We start from the raw sequence: 12154 nt of genomic DNA on the forward strand, positions 1-12154 counted from the left end.
GATTATGACGGAAACTAAAACACAACAATTAAAAGTGGTACCCGTAGCAGGAAGGATTGGAGCGGAAATTCAAGGAGTCCAATTAAGCGGAGACTTGGATTTATCTATTTTCAGTGAAATCAAACAAGCGTTAAACGATCATAAAGTCGTATTCTTCAAAGGTCAAAACCATTTGGACGATGCCAGCCAAGAGGCATTTGCCAAACTATTGGGTGAACCTTATGCGCATCCTACAGTACCGGTCAAAGACAATACTAACTATATTTTCGAACTTGATTCCGAACGGGGTGCTAAAGCAAACCATTGGCATACTGATGTCACTTTTGTTCCAGAAGTCCCCAAATACTCTGTTTTAAGAGGTGTAACCATCCCTGATGTGGGGGGCGATACAGTCTGGGCAAATACGAATAAAGCATATGAGGACCTGCCGGATGGATTGAAGATATTAGCGGATGGGCTATGGGCGATCCATACAAATGAGTATGATTATGCACAATTCAAACCAGCCGAAAACATTGATGATGAGGTTAAAAAGAAATATCGTGATATATTCGAATCGACCATTTATAAAACAAGGCACCCAGTCGTTCACGTGCACACAGAAACCGGAAAAAGGCATTTGTTATTAGGTGGCTTTGCTGGAAGAGTGGAAGGATATACAACAAGTGAATCTGAAAGATTATTAAGTATCTTCGATTCATACATCACGCGCTTAGAAAATACCGTGCGTTGGCAATGGAGTGAAGGGGACGTGGTCATTTGGGATAACCTAGCCACGCAGCATTACGCTATTGCCGATTACGGGGACCAGCACCGCGTCGTTCGCAGGGTCACAGTAGGAAAAGACGTTCCGGTAAACAACGAGAACGAGTCAAGCAGACTAATCATAAAAAAATAAAACTCATGTATCAAGTGTAAGAAATCCATTACTTGACTGCCCCATAAGCAAATGACTGTTGAATGGTAACACTCAAACCTCCTTGCCTTTTTGCAGTAAATGTCAAAGGTAAAAAAGAAACTGCCGATATAGATATCGACAGTTTCTTTTCGTTTTCATCCAGCATATTTTTGAGCTTACTCGAGGCTTTTTTATCAGGATTAATTATCCTGAACGATTATTTCATCGATTATACCGTAATCCTTCGCCTCAATTGCGCTTAAGAAGTAATCACGATCTGTGTCTTTCGCCACCTTTTCGATAGGCTGCCCAGTCCTTTCCGAGATGATTTGATTGATATGATCCTTTAGTTTCAAAATCCTTCGGGCAGAAATTTCAATTTCCGTGGCTTGCCCCCTCGCCCCACCAAGCGGTTGATGAAGCATGATTTCACTATTTGGCAAAGCGCACCGTTTCCCTTTCGTACCCGCCAATAAAAGCATGGCACCGAATGATGCAGCCATCCCCGTACATACAGTCCGGATATCAGGCTTAATATATTGCATTGTATCATAAATGGCGAAACCGGCACTGGTCGATCCCCCCGGACTGTTTATGAAGATGGTAATTTCCTTATCAGGTGCATCTGCTGCCAAGAATAACAATTGGGCAACCACACTGTTAGCTAAATGATCGGTGATCTCTTCCCCAATCATGATGATACGGTCTTTTAGAAGTCTGGAATAAATATCGTACGAGCGCTCACCCTTGCCTGATTGCTCAATTACATATGGAATTGTTGTCATATCTTCTTCTTCCTCCTAACATAATTTGGCTATGCGGCCATTGAGAGTGTGTTTGAAGGAGTGAAGCTTGATTTGGAAAGAATCGAACGATTCATCAGTTTAGGAATCATTGATTCACTGTTCAGGGATTTGAAAGATGGGATGCTTCTAATGAGGATATCAGGATTCTGGGCTTTTAAAGCTTGTGTCATCAGGGTCATGAGCCGCTGTTCCTCCTCATCTTGCCAATCTTCCACGCAAGTCAACTTACGCTCTTCGACGTCATTGTCAAAACGCTTTTTCACACGATTCAGGATGGCCTTTACTGCGGTCTCCGTGGTGTTCAAATAATCTGAGATTTCTTTTGACCGATAGAGGAATCCTTCCTTTAATAGGAACACAACAGCTTGTTTCGGGGTAAGTGACTTTATTATATATTCAACCGTTTCAAAGGCATTTTCCCCAACTGATCCCTGTTGTTCGGTATCCAACAGATTGTCTAAGGATTCATTTTTTCTTTTTCGTATCGTATCAATCCAGGAATGTCGGGCTATCGTCTTCAATAAAGCCGTTGTTAATTCCGTTTTCTTCCCATAGCCCTGCATTGCCTTCAATATCGTTTCCTGTGCCAAATCATCCCCATCCCAATTATTTTGGGTCAGGAATCGGCAAAACCGAAGCAATTCAGGATAGACTTCACACAAAATCGCACCGTTATCCTTTTCTTCAGAAATATCTTCCCTTAACTTATTTATCATTTTTCTCACTCCTTCAACACCCTCTATCCTATAAACGTTTCAGAAAGAGAAAAAGATATGGGGGTGGAAAATTTTCGTTCTTCATTATATTCTATTCCATTTTTTCCTTTGGATTTCCTTTCATACTAAAAACCTGTTTGGTTAAGATCCAAACAGGCTAGTGTCAACGTTCTATATGCAACAAATATGCCCCCCTCTGTGTACCCGATTCTCACCAATCATTTCAGCAAAGCCCTTATAAACACTTACTTCCCGGATGTATCTTTGTGAAACCTGAACTTCAATTTTCCGGGTGATTCATAGGAACTCTGCTGCTATTCCAAGTGTTCAATGCATTCAACCGTGTATTCGCTAGGTTCCATAACGTTTTCTTCAATACCAAACCAACTGGAGGAGAGACTCTCATTAGCGCTATCTTTACAATAGTTCACCAAAGAACCTGCTGGCTTCTCTTCTTGATCGCTCATCTCTTCAATATTAACTGATCGCTCGTTATGACTCCCGCTGTCTCTCTTTTCATTCTCCAGGTCTGCGAACATGAACATACAGTAAAAAAACGCAACCATAATTGCCATAGTAAACAACCTTGAAACTAAAGGCAGTAACCTTTTCATATAACTAAACCTCTCTTCATGGTGGCTTCCCCAATCGTGTTAAAGCATAATAAATTCAGAATGAATTAATTCATCTATTAAATATCCATCAAAACATCAGTTTTGAAAAATATTCCTATAGATTCATTATATCAAGTTCCAGAAGTTTTTAATGCCCTTATTCAACCTTAATCCGAATAAACAACTAAAATACTCTGAACCCTTAAATGTGGACAGTCCAAAAAATATCAGTAAACACCTCACATTGACTTCCATCCTTTTCAAGTGTTACTCTTAAATTAATAAAAAAGTATACATTCAAAACACTGATTCCATTAGCGTGAAATAAGGGTGATCTCATTTGCCAAAAGCACATTTAATTGACGTTCAACCAATCAGATCATTGGAAAAATTAGATGATATGAAATGGTCACTGAAGAGACATTGCAGCGAGAGGGACTACATATTGTTCTTGTTAGGCATCAATACCGGCTTGCGTGTGTCTGATTTATTATCGCTGAAGATAAAGGACATTAAAGGTAAGATGGAGGTCATCATCAAGGAAGGCAAAACAAAAAAGCCAAGAATAATACAGCTTAATAATGTATGTAATGAATTGGCTGCCTATATAGCCACCATCGATGGTGAATGGCTATTCCCCTCACGCAAGGGCGATAAGCCAATTAGCAAAATACAAGCCTACAGACAGCTTAATAAAGCAGCGGACATGGTGGACATCGAGGGCGTCGGTACCCATACCATGCGGAAAACTTTCGGGTACTGGCACTATAAACGAAGTAAGGACCTTGCTGAGTTACAAATGATCCTTAATCATTCACAACCTGAAATTACACTAAAGTACATTGGGATTGCTGATGAAGGAACAGAGGACAGCTTAAATGATATTTTGGGAGGACGGAAGAAATGTCACTGACTGAATACAATGCAAAATATGAATATATCATTCGAAGCAATATTTCCGATAGGCAAAAGGCATTGAAATTAGCTGATTTAATGACCGACATGGAAGGCCACTTAAGAAATGACATCGGGGAACATCGGAATAAAGAAGTACATGCATTATATAAAAAAGTATCTCTCCTATCCAACTTGTTATGATCACCTTAAGACCCTTGCATATGTGCAGAGGTCCTTTTTTTTGCCGTGAAAGTGAGTTGATTAATATCTTCGACTCATCACTTAAGGTGTTAATGATTAAACATACTTAAGGAATACTTTTTCGCCATCATTTCCAAGATTTTTATCCCGGCAACGCTGTTCCCCTTCTCATCCAGCGCTGCACCATAAATTCCAATCCCGCATTTTCCGGGGACGGCTCCCATGATACCTCCTGACACACCGCTTTTAGCCGGTATGCCAACATTGATGGCAAATTCACCTGATGCGTTATACATGCCGCAGGTCACCATGAATGTCTTGCAAATACGGGCAATGTCCCCGGGGATGATTTGCTTTCCCGTCAACAAATCTTTCCCATTCATGGCCAGCACACAGCCTATCCTCGCCAAATCCTGACTGTCCATTTCAATGGCACACTGCTTCGAGTACAATTCGATTAAGTCCTCCACATCCTCATTTATTACATTATGCTGCTTTAAAAAATAGCTTAACGACCTATTTAAGTCTGCTGTATTGTATTCTGACCGGGCAACATCTTCATTAAAACCAATAGTGGGATTTTGAGTCAATTCCCGGATAAAATCTAAAATACGCTGAAATCGTTCATCCACACTGTCACCTGCAATCATGTGGGTCACAGTCAATGCTCCTGCATTGATCATCGGGTTTAACGGCTTGGATGGCTTGTTCGTCTCTAACTTGGCAATCGAATTAAAAGGGTCACCGGTAGGTTCTTTGCCTACATAGGAAAAGACATATTCCTCCCCTTTTTCCATTAATACAAGAGCAAGTGTCAAAACTTTTGATATGCTCTGCAGGGTCATTTTCCCACTTACATCCCCCGCACAATATCCTTTTCCGTCAGGATAGTAAATAGCAACAGATAAATCCCCAGGATTCGCCTTTTCAAGAGCGGGAATATAGTCTGCCACCGTTCCCATATTTGTATATTCTTTTGCCTGATCGACCAGTTGCTGTAACTCGTCATTGGACCTGCATTGACATCCCATATTGTTCACAATCTGCCGCCCCTTAGAAAATTTGTTATTTGAAGTGTTCTTAAATAGTGGTTTTTTATTTATTACCATATTTCATTGATATTATTTAAAAAAAGTACGAAACGGAAAATAAATAGAAGTAAGATTTCAGGAGGTACTTTCCTGTTTGATAACGGGACTAATGCATCATGTCTCAATATTTTTCTAACATCACAATGACACACTCCTACGCAGAACATGATTTGAATTACTTTAGTCGTGTTAAAGACAAACAACAACATATACGGAAACGGTCAAGCAGTAAGACACCTAGGCTAACGCCTTGTAAAAAAATCAGGAGCTTCTTCCTTGTTCTTTTAAAAAGATTTAATTGAAAAAAGAAGGAATTAGAAGCGCTCAGACGAAAATATAGACCATAGGAATATTATCACAGAAGCATTCATATGTATTTCACACTTGATGGAAAGTAGGAAAAGCCATGGGAAAATCGAGGAGTTTACAAGAAATCTATAACGCCAACCGTCCAGAAAATAATGAACTTTTCCGGGCGATACAACAGCATCTGCAATTGAAGCATCCGGACAAACGAATGACAGCTACGAGAACATTGCAAATAATTGTGGCTGATAGTGTTTCATCTGGAGAACTGCGTAATGTGGAAGCCCGCCTTCTTCACAGTCATTAAAGATCTGTTGTTTCATAAGCCCTTTGAAAATTCAAACACAGAAAGGATCTCATCAATGAAAGAATTTCTAAAAAAATTCTAAAACATTCGGCTTAATCGTGCCACTTGTGACACTGGCTTTTATTAAGCCACTAATTACTGGATGCGTAACCAGACCTAGAAATCGAGATTAAATCAACATGTCATATGTAAGTTGGTTCGTTTCGTAAACCCAGCAACATTCATTCTTTCGCTTTTTACGCTTCGGTGCAATGATTTTTACCTTTGGAAAACCGCCTGTTTTATACACATCTACTTTTAATTGGTGAGTTAAAATGCTCATACGATAAAGATTGACAACACTTTTATCGTGACTCATACTAGAAGTGACTTAATGACAGAATATTAAGAATAGTGGAGGGGTAAGTATGAATAAGATTTTCGTTCCTAACGCAATCGCCACTTTAACAAATCTTTTCTACAATTCGACTACAATGAATGAGTATTTAGCGATGAGAACCGCTCAATTCTACATTGAAGACCTGAAGCTACTGCAAGACGTGGAAGCTGTTGCCCTGGCAATCGAAAATCAAAATGCTTTCGCTTTAATGTCCAAATTTAAATTATTTGATTATAAGGCTGCCGAAGAAATTGAAATCGCACTATCCTCTTCGGGCTATACGGAAGCGGAGCTAAATGCTATTAATATTGAAATCTAAATTGATTGTTTTGGAACGAATGGCAGAGTTTATACTCTTTGACCCATTCGTTTTTATTTTAAACATAAGGACGATGTTCTTTAAACTATGTTCTTATAGAATAACAGCGCCCAATTGTTGTCGCTTTTTCTACTTTCACATACTAAAAAAGCCCCAACCGCGAATGTTAGGGCGTTATCTTATTCAGCTATAGTTTTCAATACATTGCCGGAAGGAGTCCAATCGATTTCGCCAGTTTCCTGAAATATATCTTTATCTTTCAAAACACCGCCATGCTCTATTAATGTAATCGACGTTCCTTTACCTACAAGGGCGGCTTTACCTGCGCCAACCATCGCCTGTATCCCCGCGGTGTTATTAACACCCGCGTATTTTGTGACTTCCTTAAGGTTGCTATCGTTTTCGCCCACTCCGAGAATAAAATCATTGTCACGCCTTCGTTAATCGTATCGACTGTAATTTCCGTAGTTGTAATCGGCATAAACACTAAATATTTGTTTTTAACATCATTCCTTATTCAACTAGCTCTGCCCTACAGCAGTAATTTTACAAGTTGAAATTGCAAATCTATAGAGTGTATCATTTATTAATAAAGTACCTAACACAATGCCAAGACCTGTTTGTTGCACGGTAAAATTTGCTCCAGTAGATCCATTACTTACTAAAAGATTCACTGTAGAATTGATAAGTGTATCCAGCAATTGTCTAATTGGTCGTTCACGACAATCACATTCGCACCCAATATTAACAGGTGGCAACAAGTTAATAGTACGCTCTGGTGGTAAAAATCCTACCCCTATTACATCAGAAATATTTACAACAAAGGTTGTCGATCCATTTGTAACAGTAACTAAAAAATCATTCACTGCAATAATAGTAAATTCAAAAAAGCGAGGAGGTTGATCTCGTTCGTCTGCAATAGTGGCAAGAATTACTCTTTGCCCTATCAGCTGTCGTAAGACGAACTGAAGTGGAGAAACACAACAGTCACAAAGACTGCCACAAGGTCTTGGAGGAAAAAAGTTACAACCTTGTGGCGGTGTTAGTTTTTCTAAAGAAGAGTTTAATATTTGATGTTTCCGTAATTTCGTAGTTCCTGGTTTATATTTTGACGAAAAAAATCGATTGTTTGGCATTACAATCACACCTTTCTAATTCAGTATATTTTCAACTTCACTAAACGTCTGTGAACTTACCTATATAACTTGGTGTTAGAGAAGAAATTCTTATTAAACTTACTGCCCCGTTAGTTCAACAAGAAAAATCAACAACATCCTTTAACAGAGCCTTTTATTTTACAACTATTCGGCCCCCCTTCATTCGACCTATTTACGGGCACTGGCTAGGTGATCAGGGAATATCGCAGGATGGCTCATAAAGACATCGAAGGTTAGTAGCACCACTATCTCGGAGCTTTTCGCCGACAAACTGGAACCTACTGTGCCGACGATAAAGAAGATAATGAAGGCTATCCGTCATGTTAATCCGGATGCATGCAGTGATGACTTTTTTGATTTATAACGCAAAAAACGCCACCCTAAGGTGGCGCTTATTTACCGTTCTTAACGCTCATCTTGGCAAAGGTATGCCGGAAAGTATGCGGACTGACTGTAACGTATATCTTTTATGCCCGCCTGTTCACCGTAATCATGTATCTCTGACTGTACCTGGCGCTTAGTTAATGGCGTATCGTCTACGGTCACAAATAACTCATTACATCGACAGATCCGCGGATAGAAAGGTAAAGACGGAGCGCATCCTTCATGGTTGGAGACAAGGGATAATTATCAAGAACAGCACTAGCATTTGTGACTTCATCATCGGCATAAACTTCGGCTTTTTGCCTGCAACTGCTTGTGCGTGAAAATAGGAAAACTTAACTGTGATATATTCCGTTTAGTGATAAAATGGATGAATGTAACAGAGGGGGAACAACATGAAATTTACATATTTAATCGGCACAGTGACCCCTACTTATAAAAATTAAAGATGATTCCTCGGGGATAGATGAAATAACTCAGAAAGCAAAATATTGACTTTGAAATTATCACTAATAATGTAAAATTTCAAATATTACTGTTTTCTGTGCTGAAAGATTATACAATTTTAGAGGTTAACCTTGAATAAAAAGAAATCAATAATCAAGAAGCCTAAAATTGAACAAACATAGGACCTAATCGGTCCTTTTGTTTTGGAATAAAATATTGATTTTAAAATAAAAAATAAGCCTTGCTTGGCTCATTTTTTGTTAAAAGTTATTTTCGATAAATTCTGATTCTTCATCTGAGTTAAGGATTCCGGTAGCTTTTCCAACAGTTCCATTTTGATACTCCCAAAAGTAATTATGATCTTGGGCAACGTTGTCAAAGTTTCCTTCTTTCCAACCAGATACGATATTTAACAAATCACCTTTAAGCATGAAATCGCTATTAACCACAATCTCGTAAACTGCATTGATGTTTTCGGAATTCATCTCAACTGCTCCCCATTTCTCTTCTGCAATAACTTTTTGATGAGTCATATGGTGCATAACATCCATAACTTCTTCTTGAGTTGAATTTTGGGTAAGACCAGTTTCATCTTGAACTCCACCAATTTCTGAAGTCTGTTCTTCCATATCTTCATTTTTCTTAATATGCCCCGTAACGTCCATGACGGCAATATCACCTGAATTTGGTTTATTATACCTTGCTTCATACTCTTTAGCATTCTGATAAATTGTTATTACCACTGAAATAATTGCTGCTACAGCTATAAGTCCAACCATTGCCCATCTAAATTTATTCATTATAAGTTCCTCCGAGTCATAGTTCGATTATCACTCATTTCAGTTACATCCTTTTATGGATAAGCTCACCATTATTATATTAACATAAACTATTAACAAATAATCTTAAACTATTAAGTAACCATATAGATAGATATAAAATTTTTATCTAAAGAGAATGCATCCACACCTGAAACAATCATCCTCTTAGCCATCGTATGTCTAAATGTATGAGGACTAACTCGCTTATTTATCATTGCTTTCTTCCCATACTTAGTAAGCCTAGTTTGAATGCTATATCGATTTAATTCTTTATTATCCTGGCTTATGAACAGTTTGGTCGTCTCAACGTCTCCTCTTATCTTTATATATCTGCTTAGCTGCTCTTGTGTCGTTTCAGATGAGTAAACCGTTCTTTCAAAGAGATTCTTTGTTCTTCTAATAATGATAATGTCCCCACTAACATCATCTACTTCAATGCCTACAGGTTCAGACAATCTGACTCAAGTATCTAGGAAAACAAGTATGATTACTTCATCTCTAAAGGATATAAACGTTTTTTCTTTTCTAATTGTCCTTATAAGTTTCTCAATTTCTTTATTGTCCAATGTTTCAATTGTTTTTTGTCTATCCCTTAATAATTTGATGTTCCTCATTGGGTTCTTAACGATAAGTTTGCTCTTACATAAAAAGTTATAGAATGCTCTTAGAGCCCTCCACCTGGTATTACTAGTAAGTAACTTTCATTAGTTCCTTACTCTCCAGAATTAAGCTTTCTACGTCATTTTGTACCCATTCAACGACCTACTTATTAATTATCTTCTTTGCTCCATGAAATTCATTTTTGTAGTATTCAATCGTCGCTGGTCTTAAGTTTCTTAAATAGCAGTCCTTAAAAAAGGCTTCATATGCTTCTCCATCTGAAATCTTCTTCTTAATAATTCTTAGTTCATCTTCCGTTAATTCTTTACGTCTTCTCATTTCGACCTCCTACGCACACGATTCGCCGCACACAATTCTGGATTATTTTTGTCGTATTAAAGACAAAGAAAAAAGGCCCCAACTTTTAAGTTGAGACCTTGATTCTATAAGCATTTTTGATACCGGTGGCCGGGGTCGAACCGGCACTCCAGAGGAACACGATTTTGAGTCGTGCGCGTCTGCCAATTCCGCCACACCGGCATGTATGTTGGAGGCGGCAACCGGAATCGAACCGGTGGTAAAGGTTTTGCAGACCTCTGCCTTACCGCTTGGCTATGCCGCCAACGTTTTTGGAGCGAAAGACGGGATTCGAACCCGCGACCCCAACCTTGGCAAGGTTGTATTCTACCACTGAACTACTTTCGCATATGGCTGGGCTAGAAGGGATCGAACCTTCGCATGACGGAATCAAAATCCGTTGCCTTACCGCTTGGCTATAGCCCATTAACGATGTAATCATTATACCATGTTTTATTAAATGGGGCGACTGATGGGAATCGAACCCACGAATGCCTGAACCACAATCAGGTGCGTTAACCACTTCGCCACAATCGCCATTATAGGATTGAAATTGGCAGGGGTAGTAGGAATCGAACCCACACTGGAGGTTTTGGAGACCTCTGTTCTACCTTTAAACTATACCCCTGTAATTAAGATGGTGGAGGGGGGCAGATTCGAACTGCCGAACCCGAAGGAGCGGATTTACAGTCCGCCGCGTTTAGCCACTTCGCTACCCCTCCGCATATGGATGAAACATGGTGCCGGCAAGAGGACTTGAACCCCCAACCTACTGATTACAAGTCAGTTGCTCTACCAGTTGAGCTACACCGGCACTACTATGGTGGCTCAGGACGGAATCGAACCGCCGACACAAGGATTTTCAGTCCTTTGCTCTACCGACTGAGCTACTGAGCCAAACAATAAAATGGCGGTCCCGACGGGAATCGAACCCGCGATCTCCTGCGTGACAGGCAGGCATGTTAACCGCTACACCACGGGACCATAGATTGCGGGGACAGGATTTGAACCTGCGACCTTCGGGTTATGAGCCCGACGAGCTACCGGACTGCTCCACCCCGCGACGGTAATAATGTTGCTATTATGAATCAAGTTTTCGTGTTGAGCGTTTCAATGGTCTGAATAATCAATCCGTTATAGAGAAACAACCTGATCTTAATGAATAATGGTGGAGGATGACGGGATCGAACCGCCGACCCTCTGCTTGTAAGGCAGATGCTCTCCCAGCTGAGCTAATCCTCCAATGTGTTATCTAAATGGTGACCCGTACGGGATTCGAACCCGTGTTACCGCCGTGAAAGGGCGGTGTCTTAACCGCTTGACCAACGGGCCAGGTATAAATGGCGGAGAGCAAGGGATTTGAACCCTTGAGACAGGGTTACCCGTCTACACGATTTCCAATCGTGCTCCTTCGGCCACTCGGACAGCTCTCCAATAATGGCTCCGCAGGTAGGACTCGAACCTACGACCGTTCGGTTAACAGCCGAATGCTCTACCACTGAGCTACTGCGGAACAATATCAGCTTGGCGACGTCCTACTCTCACAGGGGGAAACCCCCAACTACCATCGGCGCTGAAGAGCTTAACTGCCGTGTTCGGAATGGGAACGGGTGTGACCTCTTCGCTATCGTCACCAAACAATGTTAACATTTTTTCAAGACATGTATTATTATAACATTCTTTTGAGAAAATGCAAGAAGAAATTTTTATTTCTTCAAAACTAGATAATAAGAAGGTATTTCATTTTTTAAAAAGCGTTGGTTAAGTCCTCGATCTATTAGTATCAGTCAGCTCCACATGTCACCATGCTTCCACCTCTGACCTATCAACCTGATCATCTTTCAGGGATCTTAC

General features: G+C 40.0%; 13 protein-coding genes, 15 tRNA genes, 2 rRNA genes and 1 pseudogene. 5 read left to right on the forward strand and 26 right to left on the reverse strand.

The genetic code is table 11. From position 1 onward, the window contains the following. Positions 1 to 4 precede the first annotated feature (4 nt). Positions 5 to 898: a TauD/TfdA dioxygenase family protein gene (locus BW986_RS11195; RefSeq protein WP_076367865.1), complete on the forward strand. Its 894-nt coding sequence runs from the start codon at positions 5 to 7 to the stop codon at positions 896 to 898. A gap of 200 nt (positions 899 to 1098) precedes the next feature. Here BW986_RS11195 and clpP read toward each other — a convergent pair whose 3' ends face one another. The 3 genes from clpP to BW986_RS11210 form a co-directional block, all read right to left on the reverse strand. Continuing rightward, on the reverse strand, positions 1099 to 1683 hold the full coding sequence (gene clpP, locus BW986_RS11200; RefSeq protein WP_076367867.1) for an ATP-dependent Clp endopeptidase proteolytic subunit ClpP: 585 nt from the start codon (positions 1681 to 1683) through the stop codon (positions 1099 to 1101). A gap of 29 nt (positions 1684 to 1712) precedes the next feature. Then, positions 1713 to 2420 (reverse strand): sigma-70 family RNA polymerase sigma factor, encoded by a 708-nt coding sequence (locus BW986_RS11205; protein WP_076367869.1) that lies wholly within the window; start codon positions 2418 to 2420, stop codon positions 1713 to 1715. Positions 2421 to 2734: 314 nt separating this feature from the next. Then, a complete protein-coding gene (locus BW986_RS11210; RefSeq protein ID WP_076367871.1) occupies positions 2735 to 3034 on the reverse strand; it encodes a hypothetical protein in 300 nt (99 codons plus the stop codon). A gap of 400 nt (positions 3035 to 3434) precedes the next feature. Here BW986_RS11210 and BW986_RS11215 point away from each other — a divergent pair, with 400 nt between their 5' ends. Both BW986_RS11215 and BW986_RS11220 read left to right on the forward strand, forming a co-directional pair. Continuing rightward, positions 3435 to 3947: a tyrosine-type recombinase/integrase gene (locus BW986_RS11215; RefSeq protein ID WP_076368031.1), complete on the forward strand. Its 513-nt coding sequence runs from the start codon at positions 3435 to 3437 to the stop codon at positions 3945 to 3947. Next, the gene (locus BW986_RS11220) at positions 3938 to 4132 is read left to right on the forward strand and encodes a hypothetical protein (protein WP_076367873.1); all 195 of its coding nucleotides are present in this window, start codon (positions 3938 to 3940) and stop codon (positions 4130 to 4132) included. The genes BW986_RS11215 and BW986_RS11220 overlap by 10 nt, the downstream gene beginning before the upstream one ends. An 89-nt stretch (positions 4133 to 4221) precedes the next feature. On the opposite strand, the gene glsA is transcribed toward BW986_RS11220, so the two are convergent. Further along, on the reverse strand, positions 4222 to 5163 hold the full coding sequence (glsA, locus tag BW986_RS11225) for a glutaminase A (RefSeq protein ID WP_076368032.1): 942 nt from the start codon (positions 5161 to 5163) through the stop codon (positions 4222 to 4224). Between the two features lie 466 nt (positions 5164 to 5629). Here glsA and BW986_RS11230 point away from each other — a divergent pair, with 466 nt between their 5' ends. After that, positions 5630 to 5836, forward strand: coding sequence for a hypothetical protein (locus BW986_RS11230; protein WP_076367875.1), 207 nt, complete (start codon positions 5630 to 5632; stop codon positions 5834 to 5836). A 407-nt stretch (positions 5837 to 6243) separates the two neighbouring features. Then, a complete protein-coding gene (locus BW986_RS11235) occupies positions 6244 to 6534 on the forward strand; it encodes a hypothetical protein (RefSeq protein ID WP_076367877.1) in 291 nt (96 codons plus the stop codon). Positions 6535 to 6713: 179 nt separating this feature from the next. On the opposite strand, the gene BW986_RS29580 is transcribed toward BW986_RS11235, so the two are convergent. The 22 genes and pseudogenes from BW986_RS29580 to BW986_RS11335 form a co-directional block, all read right to left on the reverse strand. Then, entirely contained in the window at positions 6714 to 6944 is a 231-nt protein-coding gene (locus BW986_RS29580; RefSeq protein WP_142244570.1) for a hypothetical protein, read from the reverse strand. Positions 6945 to 7055: 111 nt separating this feature from the next. Beyond that, a pseudogene (locus BW986_RS11240) lies at positions 7056 to 7535 on the reverse strand (bclA protein); the annotation flags it as partial. A gap of 1247 nt (positions 7536 to 8782) precedes the next feature. Further along, on the reverse strand, positions 8783 to 9322 hold the full coding sequence (locus tag BW986_RS11245) for a DUF6241 domain-containing protein (RefSeq protein WP_076367879.1): 540 nt from the start codon (positions 9320 to 9322) through the stop codon (positions 8783 to 8785). A 113-nt stretch (positions 9323 to 9435) separates the two neighbouring features. Next, positions 9436 to 9798, reverse strand: coding sequence for a tyrosine-type recombinase/integrase (locus BW986_RS30680; protein ID WP_260320824.1), 363 nt, complete (start codon positions 9796 to 9798; stop codon positions 9436 to 9438). Positions 9799 to 10105: 307 nt separating this feature from the next. Continuing rightward, positions 10106 to 10282, reverse strand: coding sequence for a hypothetical protein (locus BW986_RS30685; protein ID WP_260320825.1), 177 nt, complete (start codon positions 10280 to 10282; stop codon positions 10106 to 10108). Positions 10283 to 10402: 120 nt separating this feature from the next. After that, positions 10403 to 10483 (reverse strand) — tRNA-Leu (locus BW986_RS11255). Positions 10484 to 10491: 8 nt separating this feature from the next. Next, positions 10492 to 10565 (reverse strand) — tRNA-Cys (locus BW986_RS11260). Between the two features lie 8 nt (positions 10566 to 10573). Next, a tRNA-Gly gene (locus tag BW986_RS11265) sits at positions 10574 to 10648 on the reverse strand. Positions 10649 to 10651: 3 nt separating this feature from the next. Next, positions 10652 to 10726, reverse strand: a tRNA-Gln gene (locus tag BW986_RS11270). 35 nt (positions 10727 to 10761) lie between these two features. Beyond that, positions 10762 to 10837: transfer RNA gene (locus BW986_RS11275), tRNA-His, on the reverse strand. 17 nt (positions 10838 to 10854) lie between these two features. Further along, a tRNA-Trp gene (locus BW986_RS11280) sits at positions 10855 to 10928 on the reverse strand. Between the two features lie 10 nt (positions 10929 to 10938). Further along, positions 10939 to 11022, reverse strand: a tRNA-Tyr gene (locus BW986_RS11285). Between the two features lie 16 nt (positions 11023 to 11038). Then, positions 11039 to 11114 (reverse strand) — tRNA-Thr (locus tag BW986_RS11290). Positions 11115 to 11121: 7 nt separating this feature from the next. Then, positions 11122 to 11197: transfer RNA gene (locus BW986_RS11295), tRNA-Phe, on the reverse strand. Positions 11198 to 11208: 11 nt separating this feature from the next. Then, a tRNA-Asp gene (locus tag BW986_RS11300) sits at positions 11209 to 11284 on the reverse strand. A 5-nt stretch (positions 11285 to 11289) separates the two neighbouring features. Further along, positions 11290 to 11363 (reverse strand) — tRNA-Met (locus BW986_RS11305). A 103-nt stretch (positions 11364 to 11466) separates the two neighbouring features. After that, positions 11467 to 11542: transfer RNA gene (locus BW986_RS11310), tRNA-Val, on the reverse strand. Between the two features lie 15 nt (positions 11543 to 11557). Beyond that, a tRNA-Glu gene (locus tag BW986_RS11315) sits at positions 11558 to 11632 on the reverse strand. A 9-nt stretch (positions 11633 to 11641) separates the two neighbouring features. Further along, positions 11642 to 11733: transfer RNA gene (locus tag BW986_RS11320), tRNA-Ser, on the reverse strand. A 5-nt stretch (positions 11734 to 11738) separates the two neighbouring features. Further along, positions 11739 to 11813, reverse strand: a tRNA-Asn gene (locus tag BW986_RS11325). Between the two features lie 9 nt (positions 11814 to 11822). Continuing rightward, positions 11823 to 11938 (reverse strand): 5S ribosomal RNA (gene rrf, locus BW986_RS11330). A gap of 119 nt (positions 11939 to 12057) precedes the next feature. Further along, a 23S ribosomal RNA gene (locus BW986_RS11335) occupies positions 12058 to 12154 on the reverse strand; the annotation flags it as partial.

It is taken from the genome of Peribacillus simplex (genome assembly GCF_900156045.1).
Taxonomy (GTDB): domain Bacteria; phylum Bacillota; class Bacilli; order Bacillales; family DSM-1321; genus Peribacillus; species Peribacillus simplex_D.